Source organism: Stappia sp., from assembly GCF_040110915.1.
GTDB lineage: Bacteria > Pseudomonadota > Alphaproteobacteria > Rhizobiales > Stappiaceae > Stappia.
Window position 1 is genome coordinate 1662407 of the sequence record NZ_CP157793.1, and the last position, 19916, is coordinate 1682322.

Consider the following 19916-nt stretch of genomic DNA (forward strand, 5'->3'; position numbering starts at 1 on the left):
TCACGCCGCGTCGGTCGCCGCCGTCGCCGTGAAGTCCGCGACCGGAAACAGGTCCGCGAAGTTGCCGAGCCTTTCGGGATCGACCGAGCGCGCCAGGGCCGCGCCGTCGACCTGGGTTTCAAGTTCCGCGATCCGGGCCGGCAGGCCGCAGTCCCTGATGAGGGCCGTCCAGGTCCCGGCGCGATAGGAGTCGGCGCCGCACAAGGTCCGGCAGACGTCGCGAAAGGCGTCGCGATAGGGGGCCGTCATCCGCGTGCGTCCCGCGTCGAGCGCGCGAAGATAGCGTTCGAAGAAGAGGGCCACCGCCAACCCGTGCGGCACCGCGTGAACGAGCGTCAGATGGTAGGACAAGGCGTGCGGGAGATTGGTCTTGGCGATGTTGATCGCCCGCCCCGCGCAATAGGCGGCGTTCTGGAGATCGGCGAGCCCATCGGCGGCCGGATCGCGCGCCAGTGCGCGCAGCGCCGGCAACCCGACGGTCAGCGCCTCGCGCGAGAACGCGCGGCTCTCCGCCGTCGCGGCGCGGGAAAACTGGCTCTCGATCCCTTGCGCCACCGCATCGAGCGCGGAAATCGTCTTTTGTCTGTGCGAGGCGGAACGCAGAAGCTCTGGACACAGCAGCGCGACATCGGGCTGCAGCGACGGATGCGCGACGGACACCTTGCGCCCCTTGCGATAGCAGACCGCGAAATGCGTCGCCTCGCTGCCCGACCCGGCCGTCGTCGGCAGGCAGATCAAGTGCCGCCGGCGGGGCAAGGCGGTCTCGCCCGCATCGATGCGCGCGGCGAGCTCGGCCGGCGGCAGGCCGAGCGCCGTCAGCTTGGCGACATCCATGACCTTGCCGCCGCCGATCGCCACCACCGGATGGTCGGGCGCGAGGTCTGGAACGGACTCCACGCCGGGAAGCGGGGCGGCCACCGCGACCACCCGCGAGCCCGGCACGGCCGAGGTCACGCCGGCGAGGATCGCCGCGACGGCGGGCGCGCGCGCGCAGGTCTCGCCCACGACGAGCGTGGCCGGCGCGCTGGCGAGCGCCGTGAGCAGCGCCCCGGTCGCCGCCGCACCGTCCTCGACCCTGAGAACCGTGTGGCTCCCGGTCGTATCGCGCGCGAGCGGAGCCGCCCTTGCGGTCGTCATCACAGATATTCCGGAATGTACTGGAGAAGCCGCGAGGTGCTGACGATACGCTCCGCGTGCGCCTCCTCGTTGCACAGCCCGTCGTCCAGAATGGCCTGCGCCATCGCCTCGATCGGCTTCACGATGGCGCGCAGCATCTGGTTGGCGTAGATGACCGCGTCGATGCCATTGTCCTCGAAGGCGGCGAAGGGCGTGCGCCAATAGGTGGTCGGCACGGCGAAGACCGGCACGTCGATCCCGGCACGCCGGATGTTGCGGGTGAACTCGAAGACCTCGTCGGCGACGGGCGAAATGCTGTGAATGAGCAGCGCGTCGACGCCGGCCTCCACGTAGGCCTCGGCACGCTTCATCGCGTCGGGCATTCCGTGGTCGAGGATCAGGCTCTCGATCCGGGCGATCAGCATGATCTCGCCGGACCGCGCGGCACTGCGAAACGCCTTGATCTTGTCGACGAACAGCGGGATCGGCGCCTGAACCTGCGCCTTGCTGGTGCCGTAGAGCGAATTGCGCTTGGCGCCCGTCTTGTCCTCCAGGCACAGGGCGGAGACGCCGATCTTGTCGAGCGCCCGGGTCAGTTCGAAGACCTGATCCGCCCCGCCGCCGGAGTCGCCGTCGTAGATCATCGGCAGTTGCGTGCAGTCGAAGATTTCCTCGATCGTGCGAATGCGGTGGCTGCGGTCGACGATCTCGCAATCCGGCTTGCCCCGGCTCGCCGCGTCGGTGAGGCTGGAATGCCAGAAGGCGTCGAACGCCGCATTTCCGGTGCTGGAGCGTGCTTCCGAGACGATCCGCGCCGACAGGCCGCTGTGCGCCTCGACGACGCGCAGAGTGGTCTTGGCGGACAGGAGCCGCTTCAGCCGCCCCTGACGGGCACGCGCGGTGATCCCCTCTTCCTCGTTCGCCTGATGCAGCAAGGTGGAGGAAATGCCCTTGGTGTAGGGAACCTCGACGAGTTCGCCGCCCCATTCGGCGAGAATGTCGATCACCTCCTGGCGCGCGAACATCTGCTCGCCGTATTTCCAGTCGTCGCCGTGGACCACGCAATCGGGCCGATAGCGGCGCAGGTTCTCCGCGTAGCTGAGGCTTTCCTGCGGCACCACGGACGCGACGCCCACGATGTTCTGAACGACGCGCGCGCGTTCCTCGAAGGGCAGGAAGGGCAGCCGCTTGTAGCCGACGACGGCGCCGTCGGTGAGCACTCCGACGGTCACCTTGCCGAGCCGCGACGCGGTGTTGATGATGTTGATATGCCCGGCGTGGAGCATGTCCCCGACCATGCCGACATAAACCGTTTTCGTCATTCGACCGTCCTCCCTCGACCGCCCTTCCCCGACGTCCGACCCCGCGGCGCGCGCAGGGCGTCAGTACTGCCCCTGCGACCACTCGCGCCGCGCGTTGCGCGTCTTTCCGGCGTTGAAGGACGTGTTGAACTGCGCCGCCAGCTCGGCGATCTCCTCGCCCCGCCACAGGCCCGGCACGTTCAACAATCCTTGCTTGTAGGACATGCGGTAGAGCGGCGTGTCCTTGGCGATGAAGCCCTGTCGCATGGCCTCCGACAGGAGCACCGAGCCGACGATGGGGGTCGCGGCGAAGAAGGAGGCGCTGTCGAACCCGGCGTCGGCCGCGAAGTCGTAGGTCATGCGCATCTCGTCGACGGTCTCGCCCGGCTTTCCGAACATCGGCGGCATGCCGATGATGAAGAAGCCGTGCACCGACATGCCGAGGCTGCGCGCGTAGGCGATGAGATGGCGCGTGCGGTCGAGATCGAGCGGCTTGCGGATCAGGTCGTCGAGCACGCGCTGCACGCCGCTCTCGATGGCGAAGGTGATCTGGTAGCAGCCCGACGCCGCCATCAGCTCCAGCAGTTCCTCGTCCATCCGCCATAGCGCCGTGCCCTGCGGCGTGCACCAGGGCATGTTCAGCTCCGTCAGATACTTGAACAGGTGCTTTGCATGCGCCTTGTCGTTGGTGATGTTGTCGTCCTGGATGTGGAACTCGTTGATCCCGTATCCGTCGCGCAGGGCGATCAGCTCCTCGACGACATTCTCGGGGCTGCGCCGGCGCAGCTTGCCGCCCCAGAAGTTGGTCGTGGTGCAGAAGGTGCATTTCGCCGTGCAGCCGCGGCTGGTGTAGATCTGGCCGACCCGGTCGCCGATCGTGTAGGGCGACTGATAGGCGCCGATCTCGAAGTATTTTTCCATGTTGTAGAGGTGCCAGGCGGGGAACGGGATGTGGTCGATCTCCGCCCAGAAGCCGTTGGCGTTGCGTTCCTTCTTGCGCACCAGCGCCATCATGTCGTTGGCGATCAGCGCGCCGTCTTTCTGCGCGATGAGCGATTCCACGTCCTCGATCTCGCCATGGCCGTTGAGCGCCTCGAGGTAGTGCAGGAACGTCGCCTCGGACTCGCTCAGGAACACCGCGTCGACGTCGAACTCCTCGATGTAATTGTGCGGGAAGTAGCGCGCATGCGCGCCGCCGGTGGCGACATAGGCATCCGGCGCCGCCATGCGGATCGCCCGGAACACCTCCGCGACCGAATCCGACTGGTTGGAGAAGATGCTCGACACGCCGACGATGTCCGGCCCGAAGGCCGCGATCCGCTTCGCGATCTCGGCCCGGTTCAGGCCGTAGGTGAGGAAATTCTCGTCGTCCTTGATCGGCGTGGTGTCGTAATAGCCCTCGACCAGACAGTCGAGGATCTCCACCTCGTAGCCGCTTTCCAGCAGCACGGCCGCGATGTAGCCGAGGCCGAGCGGATAGGTGCAGCGCGGCAGGTCCCCCTTGTAGAGGGTCGACGGCGGCGAGATCAGCATGACGCGCTGAACCTTGCGCGTCTCCGGCCGGCTCGCCGCCGTGAGCGTGTTCACATAGCGGACCGGGCTCTGCTTGTCGGGATCGATGAAGAGGTTCTTGAGAGAGTCGACCCTGGCCGTCGTCTTGACCGAGGATGTGGACGGTGCGTTTCCGGTATCGCTCATCACATTCTCCAGATAACGAGCCCCAGACCGACGAGCGGCATGACGCCCGCCGTCACGGCGATCGATGGTTTCCTGATGCGGATCGACGACACCTGAAGCAGGCCGAGCCCGACCGCCGCGCCGATCAGAAGCGCGAGGCCGGTCTCGACTAGCGAGGCGCCGATGACCGCGATGACGAAAAGGTAGGCGGCATAGGTGGTCGGCAGGCCGGCGTAGAGCCGCGATCCGGCGGTCGCCTCGAGCTCGAAGCGCACGAGCCGCAGCGCGCCGCACAGGGCATAGAAGAGCGCCGCCGCGACCGCGGGCGCCGCGAAACCGCCGAGCCAGGCGAGAAGCACGGCCGGCGCGACGGAAAAGCCGATCAGATCGGCCACCATGTCCAGCGACCCGCCGAAGGCCCGCGCCTGCCTGTCGTCGGGATTGCGCGCCCGCGCCACATGGCCGTCCATGTGGTCGACCGCCCCGCAGAGCACGATCAGGGCACTGGCCAGCGCGATGTGTCCCGAGGCCGCCGCCAGAATGGCGCCGACGCCGCCTGCGACGTTTGAAAGCGTGATGACGTTTGCGGCATCCATGTACCGCGATAGCCAGATTGCCATTCAGCCCCCCTCAATCGCGGGCATGAAGCCTGGCCGACCTGTCGCACAGTCGACATGATTACGCTTATGACGGGTAATTCACTTTACAACACCCATTGCGTTTATGTCAGTCATATGACATAGCGATACGATCTTTGCTAGTATTATTTCAATATGCACGCGAGGGAGGTGTCTGATGGTCGCTCCGAAGACCGACTGCGTGGAAACCTGCAAGACCGTCGGCCACGCGCTTGAACGCCAGTTTCTCGACGCGAATCAGCAGGCGGCATTTCGCGACGAGGTGGAGCGGCTGATCGCACGACGGACGACCGACGGCGAGCCGATGTATTTCTTCGAGGAAACGCCCGACGGCGCGCGCCGCCTCATCCGCGCGGAACGGATCTGGGAGGCCTTGCCGACACTCTCGCAAGGCCCTGTCGGAAAAGCGCTTTTCGACATCGCGCGGTCCTATTTCGGCACCGAGGCGCGGATCTTCAAGGACAAGGTCAACGTCCGCCACGCGGGCAGCAAGGGCTATGCGCCGCACCAGGATTCGGCCGCCGGATGGGATGCCTTCGCGCAACGCTTCCTGTCGATCGGCCTGTTCCTCAATCCCTCGACGCCGGAGCGCGGCGGCTTCGAGGTGGTCGACAAGGCCCATCGGCTTGGGCGCCTCGACAACGATAAGGGCAAGATGTCGATGGAGCTGTTCAACAGCTTCCGGCCCTACGGCATCGAGGCCGATGCCGGCGACATCATCCTGCTCGACAGCGAGGCGCCGCATCGCACCTACGACAACACGTCGAGCCACGACAGTCTTCACCTTCTCGTCACCTTCGCGGCCGATCCGAAGATCGATCTGCGCACGGCCTACTACGAGAAGAAGGCGTCGGAATTTCAGGGCGACCGGGGGAAGAATGAGTTCAAGTTTCGTGTTTTCGAATTTGAATGATCTGGCGCTCCTCGCGGCGCTCCATCTGTCGTCGATGCTGACCCCGGGGCTGAACACGAGCGCGGTGATCACCAACACGGTGGCCGGCGGCGTCGCGGCGGGCTATCGCACCGCCGGCGCGCTGGCGGTCGGCGCCTTCGCGCTGTCGAGCCTCAGCGTCCTCGCGTTTTCCTCGGTCCTGATGGAGCCGGCCACGCGCCGGGTCATGGCGGTCGTGTCCATCGCGATCCTGTGCTTCTTCTGCTGGAAGATCGCCCGCAAGCTGCTCAGACCGACCGCCCCGGGCATTGGAACCGAAACCATCGGCCCGCCGCAACTCTTCGTGCTCTATATCGCCAATCCGCAATCCATCATCTTCTTTTCCGTGCTCATCTTTTCCACCGGATTGCAGTTCAACGGCGCAGTTGCCCTGAGCGTCCTTGCCATCCTCACCCTCAACACCTTCCTCTACTACGGGCTGATCGCGCGGCTGTGCGGGGCGCTGTCGAGCGTCCTGATGAGCCCGCGCATGCAGACGCTCACCAATGCGGTGCTCTTCGCCTTCCTCGCCCTGACGCTCGTCAAGGTCGCGGGCGATCTCCTGACCGGGACGATCTGAGGCGGAGCCCGTCCCGCGGCCGACGGCCACCGACGCACCACATACGACAGCCAACAGGCGACAGGTGAAACGGGGAGCAGTTCATGGACGGATATATCTACCGGCCGATGCGCCCGCTCTCCCGCGCGCTCGCGCGGCGTCTCGTCCCCCTGCCCGTCGCCCCGGACGTGTTCACGGCCTGCTGGTTCGCAAGCTACCTCGGCGCTGCCTTCGCCTTCGCGGAAGGCACGCCGGCGTCGGCGCGGCTCGGCGCCGGGCTGATCCTGCTCGCCGGTTTCTTCGATTGTCTCGACGGCGATCTCGCACGGGCCCGCGAACGCCCGAGCGTCTCGGGCGCCTTTCTGGAGCAGGTGCTTCACTGGATCAGCCAGGCGAGCCTGATCGTCGGCATCGTCCAGGGCTATGGCGCGCAGGTCTTTCCCGAGGTGAGCCCGGTCCTGCTGACGGCCATCCCCCTCGTCGCCGACCAGATGTTTCATCAGGTCTTCTTCATCATCAACGGCGCCATGCATCCGGAACGCCACTACGGCATGCTGCACCGCATGACGGGCACGCTCCTGCCCCTCATGCCGATCAATTCCAACGTCTTCTGGATATCGGGCCTCCTCGGCCTTCCCCACTATGGCCTGATCGCCTACACGCTGTTCGCCGCCGCAACCTTCATATGCGTGTCGTCTATTTACTACCTATGGGAGAAGGGCTATGATCGCCGCGTTGAAGATGAGCATTCTCCCAGGGAGGAGTGACATGGCAGAGTTCAACGAATTTCAGGATCGGGTCATTGCGTCGATGAGCGGAGTAATGCTCAAGATTTCCGAAGGGCCGATGGATGCGCTGAAGCAGGCGAGTTCCGGCAAGAGCCTGGACCCGAAGGTCCTTGCGAGCCTCAGCGACAATCTCCGCAAGCTCGCCAGCCAGGCCTCGCTCGCCGCCTCTCTCGCCGCGGTGATGGCCAAGGCCAAGCGCTGACACGAGACCGCGATCGAAACGCAGGGTCATCGGTGCCGGTCCGGCCGGCGCCGATGCACCGCTTGGCGGCTCATTCCCGCGTACACCCGGCGTGCGAGGGATCCGTCACGTCTGCCTGATCCGTGTGCCGGACGTGGGTGCCGGACGTAGAGCACCGAACGTAAAGTGCCGGACGTAAAGTGCCGGACGTAGGAATGCGGTGTCACAAGCCGCTTTGCATGTCAGGCCGCGTGGCAATGGCGGATGCGGCCGAGACTGACGCGGCGTTCAGCGTGCCCGCCCGCCCGCGCGAAATTGCGCTCCTCACGCGGACCCCGAAGCCTCGCCGTCAGGTCCGCGCGACCGACGGCCCCGAAACGCTGGTCCGAGTCCCTCTTGCGGCCGCCGCCGCGCAAGGCTCAGGCCCCCTGCCCCGCCGCAGACCGACGCCGCAGGACGCGCTTTTCGATCTCCAGGATCAGCAGCAGCAGCGGTCCGACCGCCACCACCGTCAGACCTTGGGCAAGGCTCAGCGGACGGGTGTCGAAGAACGTCTCCATGAAGGGCGCATAGGTGAAGGCGAACTGCAGGCCGGTGACCGCCGTGATCGCGATCAGGACGGGGCGCGTGCCGAGCACGCCCTTCAGCGTCAGCGATGTCGTGTTCAGGAAGCGCACCGAGAAGAGATAGAAGATCTCCATCACCACCAGCGTGTTGACGGCGATGGTGCGGGCTTCCGCCAGGCTCGCGCCTTGCGCCTGCGCAAGCGTGAACATCCCGAAGATGCCCGCGCAGAAGAGAAGCGAGACGAAGGCCACCCGCCACAGCACGAAGCGCGACAGGATCGGCTCGTCCGGACGGCGCGGCGGGCGGCGCATGATGTCGGCCTCCGCGCCCTCGAAGGCGAGCGCCATGGCGAGCACCACGGAACTCACCATGTTGACCCAGAGGATCTGCACCGGCGTGATCGGCAGCGTCAGTCCGAGCAGCAGGGCCAGAATGAGCGCCAGCGCCTCGCCGCCGTTGACCGGCAGCAGGAAGACGATGGCCTTCTTGAGGTTGTCGTAGACCGTGCGCCCCGCCCGCACCGCCTCGGCGATGGTCGCGAAATTGTCGTCCGCCAGAACGATCTCGGCGGCCTCCTTGGCGGCCTCGGTGCCGCTGCGCCCCATCGCGACGCCGATATCGGCGCGCTTGAGCGCCGGCGCGTCGTTTACGCCGTCGCCGGTCATGGCAACCGCCGCCCCGCCGGCCTGAAGCGCCTCGACCAGCCGCAGCTTGTGCTCCGGGCTGGTGCGGGCGAAGACGTCGATGCGTTGCGCGGCGCGTTGCAGGGACGGCGCATCCAGCGTGTCGATCTCCGCGCCGGTCAGGACCTCCTCGGCATTCTCCAGGCCAAGCGCGCGGGCAATGGCGGATGCGGTGCCCGCATGATCGCCGGTGATCATCTTCACGCGGATGCCGGCGGCACGGCAGTCGGCCACCGCCGCCACCGCCTCGTCCCGCGGCGGGTCGATCAGACCGACAAGGCCCAGAAGCGTCAGACCGCCGTCGACATCGGCGAAGGTCAGCGTCTGCCTGGACGCATCGGCCGCCTTGGTGGCGATGGCCAGCACGCGATGGCCCTCGGCCGCGATCTCCTGCACCCGCGCGGTCCAGTAGTCCGTGTCGAGAGGTTGCGTGCCGTTCTCCTCGCCGTGCTGAAAGGCGCACATGGCGAGGATGCGTTCCGGCGCGCCCTTGACGTGAATGGCGGCACGCCCCGCGTGATCGTGGTGCAGGGTCGCCATGAAGCGATGCTGCGCGTCGAAGGGAATGGCGTCGGTCTGCGGATTGGCCTTCCTCAGCGCGTCGGGCTCCATCCCGGCCTTCCAGCCGAAGGACACCAGCGCGCCCTCCATCGGATCGCCGGTGACGGTCCACTGTCCGTCGCTCTCGGCGATCTCCGCGTCGTTGCACAGGATCGCGCCGCGCGCCAGATCGCCCAGCAAGGGATAGTCCGCCACATCGGCCTCGCGGCCCTCAAGCGAGAAGCCGCCATGCGGCGCGTAGCCGGTGCCGGTCACCCGGAAGATGCGCCGCGCGGTGGCGACGGAGGCGACCGTCATCTCGTTCTTGGTCAGCGTGCCGGTCTTGTCCGAGCAGATCACGGAGACCGAGCCGAGCGCCTCGATGGCCGGCAGGCGGCGCACGATGGCGCGCCGCGCCGCCATGCCCTGCACGCCGATGGCGAGCGTCACGGTGAGGATCGCCGGCAGCCCTTCCGGGATCGCGGCCACCGACAGGCCGACGACGGCCATGAAGATCTCGGCGAAGGAGAGACCGCTGGCGAAATAGCCGAAGCCGAGGATCGCCGCCGCGATCACCAGGATCGCGAAGGTGATCGTGCGGGCGAAGCCTTCCATCTGCCTGAGCAGCGGCGTGGTGGTCGTCTCCACCGTGTCGAGCATGCCGCTGATGCGGCCGATCTCGGTCGCAGCACCGGTGGCGACCACGACGCCACGGCCGGTGCCGGCCGCGACGAGCGCGCCGCTGAAGGCCATGCCGCGCCGGTCGCCGAGCGGCGCCTCCGCCGCGACCGGGTCGCTCGATTTCTCCACCGGCACGGATTCGCCCGTCAGGACCGCTTCCTGGATGCGCAGCCCATGGGCCGTCATCACCCGCAGATCCGCGGGCACCCGGTCGCCGGGTTCGAGCAGCACCACGTCGCCCGGCACCAGGTCCTCCGCCGGCACCAGCGTCCTTCGTCCGTCCCGCACAACCCGGGCATCGGGGGCCAGCATGTCCTTGATCGCCGCAAGCGCCTGTTCGGCCCGCCCCTCCTGCACGAAGCCGATGACCGCGTTGACCAGCACGACGGCGAGAATCACCCCGGTGTCCACCAGATGCCCGAGCACCGCCGTCACGAACGCGGCCGCCAGCAGGACATAGATCAGGAGGTTGTGAAACTGACGCAGAAACCGGGCGAGCGGCCCGGCGCGCGGCGGCTCGGGCAGACGGTTCGGCCCCGTGGCGCGCAATCGCGTGCCTGCCTCGACCGCCGAAAGACCGTCGCGCGTCGCGGACAGGCGATCCAGCACATCCTCGACGGATCGGTCGTGCCAGCGCGCCGCTTCGCTCTGCGGAGGCGTCTCGCCCTGTTGCGGTTTCGAAGGGGCCGGCGTCGGCCGGTCTGCATGAGACGATTTCATGAAACGACGTGATCCCGATCAGTGACGGTTGTCGGCTCCCCCCGTGCACCGCACCGTCTCAGAAGAGTGTGAAAGGCTGTCAACGCACCTGTCGGTTTTCCGACCTGGTCATGTGTCTGTCAACGCGAAGAGATGCGCCAAACCACCGCAGCGTGTCCGCGCGCGCTCACGCAGGGTCATGCCCGGCAGTCGATAGCCCGAGGACACAGGACCGGCTCTCGCCGTCCGCCGGCAGGAAGACGTCGAGACGCAGGTCGGTCGCCTCTCCCGCCTCGGGCGTCGCAAGAACGGCCTCGAGCGGGCGAAAGGCGAGATCGCGCCCGGCCACGCGGTACCGCTCGGCGATGCCCTCGCTCGACCCCCGGTCGGCGCCCGTTTCGCCCCGCGCCGCCCCGGGGTCGAGATGCGGGCGGTTGCGCTCCAGCACCGCGCGGGCCGCGTCGGAGCGAAGTGCGGCCAGCCGCAAGCGCCGGCTGACGCCCGGCAGGATCTCCTCCGGGTTGGCGAGGCACCGGCGCAAGCCGTCCGGATGCACCGACAGATCGAAGAAATTGCGCCCGCCGCCCGGCGTCACCCGCGACCAGACGTCCCCGCCGTCGAAGGCAAGGGCGATAAGGGCCTCGAAGGCCGGACTGGCATGCAGGATCTCCCCCGCCCCGTCGGTGACGCAATGCGGCCAGGGGGAGAGGTCCTGACGCACGATGGCGAGCGCGGCGGCGTGAGGAGGACGGGACGTGTGCCCGAAGGGCTCATGCGTAGCGGATCGGGCGGACGCCGCCGCGCCCTCGCGCGGCACCGCAAAGCCGGCCGCCTCGAACAGCGCGCGGGTTTCGACGGCGTCAAGCGCAAGGCCGCCCGCCAGCCGCGCCACCGTCGCCCGGCGCGGCGTGGCGCGGCGGCATTCGAGCAGACTGATCTGCCGCTGGCTGACGCCGGCGCGCAGCGCCAGCGCGAGCTGCGACAGCCTCCGCTCGCGTCGCAAGGCGGCGAGCACACCTGCGAATGTCGGGCGTCCCATGGCGCGCGTCTCCGGTCTCGGGGGCTTGCAGATCGCGTCGATTATGAGCCGCTGATCGTTGCCGACCGGCGGTCCCCAGACGCGATGATGCCCATCGACCCGACAACGTCAACCATGAGGCGACACAATGGCTTCCTTGAAACTCTGGATCATCCTCCTGCTGGGACTGATGTGCACCGTGCGCGCCGGCCTCGGACTGGCCGGCTACATCGCGCCGGAATGGGTCATGGGCTCCTTCGGCATCGACCCCGCCGCCAATCCGAACATGGCCTACATGGTCCGCGTCTGGGCGATCCGCGACATCGTCATCGCCGGGCTCGTCGTCGCCACGCTCGCGCTTGGCTGGCTGGACCGCAGGCTTGTGATCCTGATCCTCGGATGCATCGCGATCGAGCTCGGCGACGTGCTCTCGGCCGGCCTCGCCGCCGCCTCGCCCGCCTATGACGCGGCGCAAGGCGTGGAGCTTGCGACCACCGCGATCCTGGCGCTGGTGCCCGAAACGCTGGCGCTGCTGTTGCTCCGCCGCCTGCGCCGGGGCGAGACGCCCGCCCCGGCCGGCGCCTGACCGCGCAAGCCGCGCCTCAGGCGAGGCGCATCTCCGGCACCTCGGCCGGCACGATCAGCTCGGCCGCGGTGGCGGCGACGATATCCTCGACCGAAACGCCGGGGCCGCGCTCACGCAGCACGAGACCGTCGTCGGTCGGTTCGATGACGGCCATTTCCGTCACGATCAGACTGACGCGCCGGGCGGCGGTCAGCGGCAGCGTGCATTCGGGCACGATCTTCGGCGCGCCCTTGGCGGTGTGGACCATCGCCACGACGACCCGGCGCGCGCCGGAGACGAGGTCCATCGCCCCGCCCATGCCGGGCACCATCTTGCCCGGCACCATCCAGTTGGCGAGATAACCGCGCGCATCGACCTGAAGGCCGCCGAGCACCGTCATGTCGAGATGCCCGCCGCGAATGAGGCCGAAGCTCATCGCGCTGTCGATGGACGCGGCCCCCGGCACGGCCGTCACGAAGCCGCCGCCGGCATCGGTGAGGTCGGGGTCTTCCATGCCCTCCTCGGGCCGCGCGCCGAGCCCGATCACGCCGTTTTCCGCCTGGAAAAACACATGCACGTCCGGCGACAGGTAATTGGCGACAAGGCTCGGCAGACCGATGCCGAGGTTCACCAGCGTTTCCGGCTGGACTTCCTGCGCCACCCGGCGCGCGATGATCTGTTTCGCCTCCATCACGCGGCCCTTTCCAGAAGATGGTCGACCAGGATGCCCGGCGTCTTCACCGCATCGGGAGAGATCACGCCGACGGGCACGATCAGATGCGGCTCGGCGATCACCGTCGTCGCCGCCATCGCCATGATCGGGTTGAAGTTATGCGCGGTCAGCGAATACTCGAGATTGCCGACGTAGTCCGCCTGGCGCGCGGCGATCAGCGCCACATCGCCATGGATCGGCGTTTCCAGAAGATAGCGGGCGCCGTCGATCTCGACGATCCGCTTGCCCTCTTCCACCAGCGTCCCGATCCCGGTCGCGGTCAGCACCCCGCCGAGCCCCACGCCGGCGGCGCGGATACGCTCCACCAGCGTGCCCTGCGGCACGAGCTCGACCTCCAGCTCGCCCGACATCATCTTCTGCTGGGTCTCGGGGTTGAGGCCGATATGCGACACGATCGCCTTGCGCACCGCGCCGGCGGTGATCAGCTTGCCGATGCCGTTGCCGGGCGCCGCCGTGTCGTTGGCCACGATCGTCAGATCGCGCGCGCCCCGCGCCACCAGCGCGTCGATCATGCGATGGGGGGAGCCGACCCCCATGAAGCCGCCGATCAGGACGGTCGCACCATCGGGCACGAGAGCCGCCGCCTCCTCAACCTTGATTGCGTGTTTCATGTCGCCTCGCGTCGTCTGCCGTCCGGCACAGACGAAACGCGCCGGACTTCCTGCAGATCTACACCAGGGTGTGTGCAGATTCTGCGACAGATGCGAGCCCCGACTTTCGTCGCCGTCACTCGGCCGGCGTGACCCGCGGACAGCGCTCGGACTGGTCCTGGCCCTGCAGCGGATTGCGCCGCGAGGTCTTGAAGTCGCCGCGCACATGCTCCCACCAGTATCCGAGATAGGACTTGTCGGCGCGCGCGGTGAAGACCTCCGGCGCGCCTTTCGTCAGCGCCGGCAGGCGCGTCCAGGCGACATTCGGGAAGGTGTGATGCTCGTTGTGATAGCCGGTGTTGAACAGGAACCGGTTGATCCAGCCGTAGGTCGAGCGCGTCGGCGTCTCGACGTCGTCACCGGCGTGTTCGCTCAGCGACTGCCCCAGATTGGAGATGCCGAACTTGCCGAGAAACAGCGACAGCGCCCAATTGTGATAAAGCCAGCCCCAGGGGCCGAACAGCACGAGAAGCAGCAGGTTCACGGCCACCGACCAGCCGATGAAGAGGCGCTTCTGCCAGACGGGCGCCGAGCTTGCGCCGATGTCGCGCCGCCGGTCCCTGGCGACGCGACCGGTCAGCTTCTCGTAAAGCCGCGGGAAGATCTCGTCGCTGATGATGAAGCCGAAGGGCAGCAGATGCACGAAGAGCGTCGCGACGGTGAGCACGCGCTGCAGGCGCGGCCGATCGTGCACCAGCATCTCGCGCGCCTTGAAGGCGCACAGGTCCTCATGCTCGTAGTCGCGCTCGTAGTCGCCGACGAAGGGATGGTGGCTCGACAGGTGTTCGTGCTGGTAGGTCAGCTGCTTGCCGAAGGAGCCGAGGATCGTCTCGAGCCCCAGGTCGAAGGCGAGCTTCGCCTTTTCGCCGCGAAAGATCAGCCGGTGCGCGGTTTCATGCACCAGCGCCCCGGTGGCGTGGATCAGGAATTGCCCGACGAAGAAGGCGGCGAGGAACACGACCAGAAGCCCGCCGTCGGAGACCGCCCAGGCCATCCCCCAATGGGCCGCGAGCAGGACCGGGACGGCCAGCGCCGTGCGCCGGTCGGGCCCCGCGAGCGCGCGAAGGTCGGGATGCGCGGCGAGCGCGTCCTTGCGCATCTGCAGGTGGCGCCGCGATTGCGGCGAGATGCTCGCCTGCGGCGCGGTCCGTTCCGCGCCCTCGTCAATCCGGTCCCGTATCGCCGTTTCGCCGACCCTGTCGATCTTGTCCATTTGACGCCCCGCTGACTGCGCGTTTCAAGCCACAGCCGCGCGCGTGTGTCAAATCCGATATCGACCGGATCGCGATGGCGCCGTCCCCTTCGTTCGGCACCGCCGCGAGACGTCCAGGCGACGACCTCGTGAAAAAGACGAGTAGTAGAAATTACCAGAAGGATATCTTTCGTTTTTCGTTGAAAGAAACGTGAATTGATTTCTCTGACATCGTGAAAACAAATTCGACGTTTAAATGATATTTTACGACTCGAATGTATAATAATAACATATACTGGAGATCGGCATGAAAAATATCCTGCACCTCCTGGCTGCAACCGGGCTCGCTGTCGTCGCCGGCAGTTTGGGAGTACGTGCAGAGTCTGTCCCGCCGCGCCCCGAAACGTCGACCTCCACGCCGAGCATCGAGGAGATCAACGCGCGCTCCGCCGGCGCCGATCTGGATCGGTTGAGGGAGGATGTGCTTGCGCTCGCGGATCTGGCCGAGGCGCATATAAAGCACGCCGGCCTGGTGCCGGCGCTGGACGCCTTCGAGGCCGCGCCCTGGAAGCGGAAGGCCAACGGCCTGCACATCTGGGGCGTCACCACCGGCGGCATCAGCTGGTATGATGTCGGCCATCCCGATCTGGTCGGGATCGACGTCAGCAACATCACCGACATCGAGGGACGACACTGGGCGCGCCTTGCCCGCGCGTCCGCGGATGGCACGGGTGAAGAGGTGTTCGGTCTCGTGTTCCCGCATCCGGAAACGAACCGCTCCGCGCAGGGCCTTCACACCTGTTTCCTGTTGCCGGACGGCGAGCGGATCCTGTGCGCGGGCGGATTTGTCGATGAAGAGCGATAGGGCCGGGAGAGCGGGGTCCCGAACCTCGAACTGGCCGATCCTGGCCAAGGTCATGGCCGCGCCGCTGGTCGTGCTGATCGCACTCGCCGCGCTTTCGTTTTTCGCCTGGCAGGCGCTCAGTCTGCAGCGTCAGATGATCGCCGAAGGTTATCAACGCATCGAGCCGATCCTGGAGAACGCCTTCGAGATCCCGCACTCCCTCGCCCGGGTCGAGGCGGATCTCTACAAGCTGTCGATCTGGAGCCAGATCGATGTGCGCGGTGCGGAGCTGGAGCGCACCCTTCGCTCGATCCGCCTCAATCTCAAGGAAGCGGATCAGGGAATCGCCGCACTGTCGGGCAGCGGGCTCGACGGGGTAGACGAACTGCGCGCGGCCTACGATCTCTACCGCAAGGCCGCCGATCAGGCGATGGAACTCATCAGCCGCAACCCCACGTTGGGAGCCGTCGCCACAAGAGGCAGCCAGGCCATCTACGCCGAAGCCGAGGCGATCGCGCAGGACATCGCCGCGCGCGCATCCGCCGAGTTTTCCGAACGCACGGCGCGAACCATTGCGGCTGCGGACCGGATGGCCTTCGAGTTCATTCTCATTTCGGTGCTCGCCGGCATTGCCGCCATCGCCATCAGCTTCGCCACCGCACGCCGGCTGGTCCGTCCGGTGCGCGGGCTCGTGCGCGTCATCCGGCTGCTGCTTCAGGGCGACCTCTCGGTAACCGTGCCCTTCGTGGAGCGGCGCGACGAATTCGGCCGCATCGCGCAATCGGTTCAGGAGTTGCAGCGGCTTCTGCTGCGCAATCGCGAACTGGCGGACGCCCAGGAGCAACGCCGGGCGGAGCTGGAATATCACGCAACGCATGATGCGCTGACGGGCATCGCCAACCGCAAGGGCTTCGACGGCTATCTGGAAGCGATGGAAGGCAGCCCGAACGCCGACGCCCTGCTCTATCTGCTGATCGATCTCGACGGATTCAAGCCGATCAACGATTCCCACGGCCACGAAGCCGGCGACGTGGCCCTGCGCACCATCGCCCGACGGCTCCAGAAGCTCGTGCGCCGCAACGATATCGTCGCCCGCATCGGCGGCGATGAGTTCGGTATTCTGGTGGATACCAGCGACGGGGCGCCGGACGCCGAGACGCTCGCGCAGCGCCTGCTCGCGGCCATCGAGTCGCCCATCTCGCACAACGGGCGAACCCTGAGCGTGGGGGCGAGCATCGGACTGGTCCGCCGCCAGGACGTGGAAGGCGACATGTCCGCCTTTCTCGCCGCCGCGGACCAGGCGATGTACGCCGCCAAGCAGGATCCCGACACCGCCTACCGCATCCACCGGGCCCGCACGGACCAGCCGACGGTCGTCCAGCGCGAACGCGCGCAGATCGAGCGCGCGCTGGAGACGGGCGAATTCGTGCTCCACTACCAGCCGAAGATCGATCTCTGGACCGGCCGCCCGACGGGCTACGAGGCCCTGCCGCGCTGGCAGCACCCCGAGGACGGGCTGCTGTTGCCGAGCGCCTTCATGCCGCTGCTCGAACGCCACGGCCTGAAGACGCAGTTCAGCCTCATGGTGGCGCAACAGATCTTCGCCGACGCCGCCCGTCTTGCCGCGACGGATCTTCCGATCGTCGACCTGTCCTTCGATCTCGACGAGGCGGTGCTGGCCTCCGACCGCGACGTGGACGCGCTGTGCGACCTCGTGATGGTCAACCTCAGGCATGCCAGCCGGGTCACCATCGAGATCCCGGAGGACACCTTGCTGACGCGCGCCTCGGAGCGCATCCGCACGCATGTGCACACGCTGCACCGGCACGGGCTGCGCATCTGCATCGACCGCGTCGGCGCGGGCCATGCCTCGATCCGCAACTTTCGAAAATTTCCCTTTCAGGAAATCAAGATCGACAAGAGCTTCATCGGCCCCATCGGTCAGGACCGGTCCACGGAGGTCATCATCGAGGGCTTCCTGGCCATCGCCACCGGGCTCGGCGCGGATGTCATCGCGGAAGGGATCGAGACGGAGGCGCAGGAACGCTACCTGCAAATGCGCGGTTGCCGCACCGGCCAGGGCTACCGCTACGGTCCCGCCCTGCCCTTCGACGCCATGCTCGATCACCTGACGGCGGCATCCGCCCACGAGGAGGCGAGCTGAGCGCAGACTTCGCCCGCATGGGCGGCCGAAGAGGCAAGCTTGCGGCTTTTCCCGTCTTGTTCGGCCCCCCGCCCATCCGGCATCATGATCGCGACGATTCGCTGCACGAGGTCGGCCCATGCTTTTCCTGTCCCGCTCCCGCCTCTCTCGCTCGCGCCTGTCTCGCTCCCGCGCGACCCCGCCACGCCTGCTTCCGACCGCTGCGACGCTGCTTGCGCTCGTCGTGAGCGGCGGCTGGACGGGCAGCGCCGCCGCCACGCCCTGCGGCGGCGATTTCCGCGCCTTTCTCGACGGCGTGGCGCAGGAGGCCCGCGGCCTCGGGCGCTCCGAAGACGCGATCCGGCGCACGCTGGCCTCCGCACGCATCGACCGAAAAGTCCTGTCGCGCGACCGGGCGCAAGGCGTCTTCAAGCAGACCTTCCTTACCTTCTCGCAGCGCTCGGTGAACGGTTATCGGCTGAAGCACGGCGCGGGCAACCTGCGCAAATACGCCAATGTCTTCGCGAAAGCCGAGCGCGACCACGGCGTCCCCGGCCCCGTGATCGCCGCCTTCTGGGGGCTGGAAACGGATTACGGCGCCGTTCAGGGCGATTTCAACACGGTGAACGCGCTCGCCACGCTGGCGCATGACTGCCGAAGGCCGCATCTCTTCCGGCCGCAGCTGCTGGCGGCCATCGAGATGGTCGAGCACGGCGATCTCGATCCGGCGCGCACCACCGGCGCCTGGGCCGGCGAGATCGGCCAGGTGCAGATGCTGCCCGACGACATCATCCGCTTCGGCGTCGACGGCGACGGCGACCGCCACGTCGACCTCAAGGGCAGCGCGCCCGACACCATCCTGACGGCGGCGCGCTTCATCCGGCATCTCGGCTGGCGGCCGGGCGAGCCCTGGCTGCAGGAGGTGCGCCTGCCCGCGTCGCTGCCCTTCGAGAAGACCGGCCTGTCCTTCGACATGACGGCCGGCGAGTGGGAACGTCTTGGTGTACGCCCGCGCGAGGGCGCGCTTGCCGCAAACCTGCCGGCCGCCCTGCTTCTGCCGCAGGGACGCAAGGGCCCCGCCTTCCTCGCCTATCCGAATTTCCGTGTCTATCTGGAGTGGAACCAGTCCTTCATCTACACGACATCCGCCGCCTATTTCGCGACGCGGCTCGCCGGCGCCAGCCGGTATGACGCGGGCAATCCCGATCCCGCCCTGTCGGACGCACAGATGAAGGACCTGCAAGCGCGGCTGCAGGCGCGCGGGCACGATGTCGGCAAGATCGACGGCATCTGGGGCGCGGGAACGCGCGCCGCCGTGCGCGCGGAGCAACTGCGTCTGGGGCTTCCGGCCGATGGATGGCCGACGCCCGATCTGCTGCGCCGCCTCTGATAACCGGCATGCGATCACCCGCCGAGACGCGGGGGCGGGAAGGATGTCTGGAGAGCGCGGCGCTGTCTTGCGGCGCTTAGGCGTCCGTCGGCTCCCTGGGTTTTGTCGCGGCGGCGGCGGCCTGAGCATGCAGGAAGCGCAAGCCGGCCTCGTCGCCGTTGAGCCAGACGAGCTCGGCCGGCACCGAGATCCCCCGTTTGGGAAACTCGAAGAGAAAGGTCTCGCTCAAGGCCGTGTGGCTGCCGAGCCGCACCCGGCACCCGGTGATGCTCAGATCCTCCACCACGCAGGCGATGGACACGCCGTTGTCGTGGATCACACCCGGCACCGTGCAGTCGACGCGGGGCGTCGAGCGGATTTCCCCCCGCACCGTCGGCTTTCTGATCATCGGGTAGGCTCCTGATTGATTTGAGCGATGGGCCGGTTTGCCTACGGCGACCGGTCGATCCTAGATCGCCCCGCCTCAACAACGGGTAAATCCGCCCCCTCGAACGCAAGACGTCGACGTCAACGCGCGGGCATCCGTTTGCGGCGTCCTGACGTAAGGAAAAGCGAGATGCACGTAAGCCCGGAGGGAGGACCCGATGTTTCGCCGACCCATCCTGTCGCTGGTGAGTGCCTGCGCGCTCACGCTGGCGACCCTGCTGCCGTCTTCCGCCATTGCCGGGGACACCGCGACCTTCAGATCCGTCATCGAGGGGCAGATCGCGGCCTTCCGGGCCGGCGACGGCGCCGCCGCCTATGGCTTCGCCGCCCCCGTGATCAAGCGCATGTTCCCGAACCCCGACCAGTTCATGGCGATGGTCCGGCGCGGCTATCAGCCGGTCTACAATCCCTCCTCGGTCTCCTTCGGACAGATGCGGCAGACGGACGGCGGTCCGGTGCAGGAGGTCTTCGTGACGGATGCGAAGGGCCGCGAGTGGCTGGCGCTCTACAGCTTCACGCAAGCAGCCGACGGAAGCTGGAAAATCTCCGGCTGCGTGCTGACGGCGAGCCCGGGCGCCTCCGCCTGACGCGGGA

The 19916-nt window shown here is 67.3% G+C and carries 19 protein-coding genes; 9 read left to right on the forward strand and 10 right to left on the reverse strand.

Annotated features, from left to right (window positions below; all coding sequences use genetic code 11):
* The 4 genes from ABL312_RS07245 to ABL312_RS07260 are packed head-to-tail and all read right to left on the reverse strand — an operon-like array spanning position 1 to position 4714.
* Positions 1-1137 carry an iron-containing alcohol dehydrogenase gene (locus tag ABL312_RS07245; RefSeq protein ID WP_349360717.1) on the reverse strand — a complete coding sequence of 379 codons (1137 nt, stop codon included), beginning with the start codon at positions 1135-1137 and terminating at the stop codon, positions 1-3.
* Positions 1137-2438 (reverse strand): isocitrate lyase/phosphoenolpyruvate mutase family protein, encoded by a 1302-nt coding sequence (locus tag ABL312_RS07250; protein ID WP_349360718.1) that lies wholly within the window; start codon positions 2436-2438, stop codon positions 1137-1139. The genes ABL312_RS07245 and ABL312_RS07250 overlap by 1 nt, the downstream gene beginning before the upstream one ends.
* Positions 2439-2498: 60 nt before the next feature.
* Entirely contained in the window at positions 2499-4115 is a 1617-nt protein-coding gene (locus ABL312_RS07255) for a B12-binding domain-containing radical SAM protein (protein ID WP_349360719.1), read from the reverse strand.
* The gene (locus ABL312_RS07260; protein ID WP_349360720.1) at positions 4115-4714 is read right to left on the reverse strand and encodes a CDP-alcohol phosphatidyltransferase family protein; all 600 of its coding nucleotides are present in this window, start codon (positions 4712-4714) and stop codon (positions 4115-4117) included. The genes ABL312_RS07255 and ABL312_RS07260 overlap by 1 nt, the downstream gene beginning before the upstream one ends.
* A gap of 175 nt (positions 4715-4889) precedes the next feature.
* Here ABL312_RS07260 and ABL312_RS07265 point away from each other — a divergent pair, with 175 nt between their 5' ends.
* From ABL312_RS07265 to ABL312_RS07280, 4 genes are all read left to right on the forward strand, one after another.
* The gene (locus ABL312_RS07265; protein WP_349360721.1) at positions 4890-5645 is read left to right on the forward strand and encodes a phytanoyl-CoA dioxygenase family protein; all 756 of its coding nucleotides are present in this window, start codon (positions 4890-4892) and stop codon (positions 5643-5645) included.
* Positions 5626-6243, forward strand: a complete 618-nt coding sequence (locus ABL312_RS07270) for a LysE family transporter (protein ID WP_349360722.1) — start codon at positions 5626-5628, stop codon at positions 6241-6243. Before ABL312_RS07265 ends, ABL312_RS07270 begins: the two co-directional genes overlap by 20 nt.
* A gap of 83 nt (positions 6244-6326) precedes the next feature.
* Positions 6327-6989 carry a CDP-alcohol phosphatidyltransferase family protein gene (locus ABL312_RS07275; RefSeq protein WP_349360723.1) on the forward strand — a complete coding sequence of 221 codons (663 nt, stop codon included), beginning with the start codon at positions 6327-6329 and terminating at the stop codon, positions 6987-6989.
* A 1-nt stretch (position 6990) separates the two neighbouring features.
* Positions 6991-7212: a hypothetical protein gene (locus ABL312_RS07280; protein ID WP_349360724.1), complete on the forward strand. Its 222-nt coding sequence runs from the start codon at positions 6991-6993 to the stop codon at positions 7210-7212.
* 398 nt (positions 7213-7610) lie between these two features.
* On the opposite strand, the gene ABL312_RS07285 is transcribed toward ABL312_RS07280, so the two are convergent.
* Both ABL312_RS07285 and ABL312_RS07290 read right to left on the reverse strand, forming a co-directional pair.
* Positions 7611-10382, reverse strand: a complete 2772-nt coding sequence (locus ABL312_RS07285) for an HAD-IC family P-type ATPase (protein WP_349360725.1) — start codon at positions 10380-10382, stop codon at positions 7611-7613.
* A 166-nt stretch (positions 10383-10548) separates the two neighbouring features.
* Entirely contained in the window at positions 10549-11400 is an 852-nt protein-coding gene (locus ABL312_RS07290; protein WP_349360726.1) for a helix-turn-helix transcriptional regulator, read from the reverse strand.
* 127 nt (positions 11401-11527) lie between these two features.
* Here ABL312_RS07290 and ABL312_RS07295 point away from each other — a divergent pair, with 127 nt between their 5' ends.
* Positions 11528-11965 carry a hypothetical protein gene (locus ABL312_RS07295; protein WP_349360727.1) on the forward strand — a complete coding sequence of 146 codons (438 nt, stop codon included), beginning with the start codon at positions 11528-11530 and terminating at the stop codon, positions 11963-11965.
* A gap of 16 nt (positions 11966-11981) precedes the next feature.
* Here the strand turns inward: ABL312_RS07295 and ABL312_RS07300 are convergent, their stop codons facing one another.
* The 3 genes from ABL312_RS07300 to ABL312_RS07310 all read right to left on the reverse strand — a co-directional run bounded on the left by ABL312_RS07300 (position 11982) and on the right by ABL312_RS07310 (position 14540).
* Positions 11982-12635, reverse strand: a complete 654-nt coding sequence (locus tag ABL312_RS07300; RefSeq protein ID WP_349361359.1) for a 3-oxoacid CoA-transferase subunit B — start codon at positions 12633-12635, stop codon at positions 11982-11984.
* Entirely contained in the window at positions 12635-13288 is a 654-nt protein-coding gene (locus tag ABL312_RS07305) for a 3-oxoacid CoA-transferase subunit A (RefSeq protein WP_349360728.1), read from the reverse strand. Before ABL312_RS07305 ends, ABL312_RS07300 begins: the two co-directional genes overlap by 1 nt.
* Positions 13289-13403: 115 nt before the next feature.
* On the reverse strand, positions 13404-14540 hold the full coding sequence (locus ABL312_RS07310) for a fatty acid desaturase (RefSeq protein ID WP_349360729.1): 1137 nt from the start codon (positions 14538-14540) through the stop codon (positions 13404-13406).
* 286 nt (positions 14541-14826) lie between these two features.
* On the opposite strand from ABL312_RS07310, the gene ABL312_RS07315 reads away from it, so the two are divergent.
* The 3 genes from ABL312_RS07315 to ABL312_RS07325 all read left to right on the forward strand — a co-directional run bounded on the left by ABL312_RS07315 (position 14827) and on the right by ABL312_RS07325 (position 18896).
* Positions 14827-15384 carry a hypothetical protein gene (locus ABL312_RS07315; protein WP_349360730.1) on the forward strand — a complete coding sequence of 186 codons (558 nt, stop codon included), beginning with the start codon at positions 14827-14829 and terminating at the stop codon, positions 15382-15384.
* Positions 15371-17527 (forward strand): EAL domain-containing protein, encoded by a 2157-nt coding sequence (locus tag ABL312_RS07320; protein ID WP_349360731.1) that lies wholly within the window; start codon positions 15371-15373, stop codon positions 17525-17527. Before ABL312_RS07315 ends, ABL312_RS07320 begins: the two co-directional genes overlap by 14 nt.
* 118 nt (positions 17528-17645) lie before the next feature.
* Positions 17646-18896, forward strand: a complete 1251-nt coding sequence (locus ABL312_RS07325; RefSeq protein WP_349360732.1) for a lytic murein transglycosylase — start codon at positions 17646-17648, stop codon at positions 18894-18896.
* A 76-nt stretch (positions 18897-18972) separates the two neighbouring features.
* On the opposite strand, the gene ABL312_RS07330 is transcribed toward ABL312_RS07325, so the two are convergent.
* A complete protein-coding gene (locus ABL312_RS07330) occupies positions 18973-19284 on the reverse strand; it encodes a PilZ domain-containing protein (RefSeq protein ID WP_349360733.1) in 312 nt (103 codons plus the stop codon).
* A 196-nt stretch (positions 19285-19480) separates the two neighbouring features.
* Between ABL312_RS07330 and ABL312_RS07335 the strand changes: the two genes are divergently transcribed.
* Positions 19481-19909 carry a DUF4864 domain-containing protein gene (locus ABL312_RS07335; RefSeq protein WP_349360734.1) on the forward strand — a complete coding sequence of 143 codons (429 nt, stop codon included), beginning with the start codon at positions 19481-19483 and terminating at the stop codon, positions 19907-19909.
* The last annotated feature ends 7 nt before the right edge of the window (positions 19910-19916 follow it).

What these genes read in the sequence shown, in the direction of transcription:
- ABL312_RS07245 (WP_349360717.1), bottom strand. Translation starts at nt 1,137, where the DNA reads ATGACGACCGCAAGGGCGGCTCCGCTCGCGCGCGATACGACCGGGAGC.
- ABL312_RS07250 (WP_349360718.1), bottom strand. Translation starts at nt 2,438, where the DNA reads ATGACGAAAACGGTTTATGTCGGCATGGTCGGGGACATGCTCCACGCC.
- ABL312_RS07255 (WP_349360719.1), bottom strand. Translation starts at nt 4,115, where the DNA reads ATGAGCGATACCGGAAACGCACCGTCCACATCCTCGGTCAAGACGACG.
- ABL312_RS07260 (WP_349360720.1), bottom strand. Translation starts at nt 4,714, where the DNA reads ATGGCAATCTGGCTATCGCGGTACATGGATGCCGCAAACGTCATCACG.
- ABL312_RS07265 (WP_349360721.1), top strand. Translation starts at nt 4,890, where the DNA reads ATGGTCGCTCCGAAGACCGACTGCGTGGAAACCTGCAAGACCGTCGGC.
- ABL312_RS07275 (WP_349360723.1), top strand. Translation starts at nt 6,327, where the DNA reads ATGGACGGATATATCTACCGGCCGATGCGCCCGCTCTCCCGCGCGCTC.
- ABL312_RS07280 (WP_349360724.1), top strand. Translation starts at nt 6,991, where the DNA reads ATGGCAGAGTTCAACGAATTTCAGGATCGGGTCATTGCGTCGATGAGC.
- ABL312_RS07285 (WP_349360725.1), bottom strand. Translation starts at nt 10,382, where the DNA reads ATGAAATCGTCTCATGCAGACCGGCCGACGCCGGCCCCTTCGAAACCG.
- ABL312_RS07290 (WP_349360726.1), bottom strand. Translation starts at nt 11,400, where the DNA reads ATGGGACGCCCGACATTCGCAGGTGTGCTCGCCGCCTTGCGACGCGAG.
- ABL312_RS07295 (WP_349360727.1), top strand. Translation starts at nt 11,528, where the DNA reads ATGGCTTCCTTGAAACTCTGGATCATCCTCCTGCTGGGACTGATGTGC.
- ABL312_RS07300 (WP_349361359.1), bottom strand. Translation starts at nt 12,635, where the DNA reads ATGGAGGCGAAACAGATCATCGCGCGCCGGGTGGCGCAGGAAGTCCAG.
- ABL312_RS07305 (WP_349360728.1), bottom strand. Translation starts at nt 13,288, where the DNA reads ATGAAACACGCAATCAAGGTTGAGGAGGCGGCGGCTCTCGTGCCCGAT.
- ABL312_RS07310 (WP_349360729.1), bottom strand. Translation starts at nt 14,540, where the DNA reads ATGGACAAGATCGACAGGGTCGGCGAAACGGCGATACGGGACCGGATT.
- ABL312_RS07315 (WP_349360730.1), top strand. Translation starts at nt 14,827, where the DNA reads ATGAAAAATATCCTGCACCTCCTGGCTGCAACCGGGCTCGCTGTCGTC.
- ABL312_RS07320 (WP_349360731.1), top strand. Translation starts at nt 15,371, where the DNA reads ATGAAGAGCGATAGGGCCGGGAGAGCGGGGTCCCGAACCTCGAACTGG.
- ABL312_RS07325 (WP_349360732.1), top strand. Translation starts at nt 17,646, where the DNA reads ATGCTTTTCCTGTCCCGCTCCCGCCTCTCTCGCTCGCGCCTGTCTCGC.
- ABL312_RS07330 (WP_349360733.1), bottom strand. Translation starts at nt 19,284, where the DNA reads ATGATCAGAAAGCCGACGGTGCGGGGGGAAATCCGCTCGACGCCCCGC.
- ABL312_RS07335 (WP_349360734.1), top strand. Translation starts at nt 19,481, where the DNA reads ATGTTTCGCCGACCCATCCTGTCGCTGGTGAGTGCCTGCGCGCTCACG.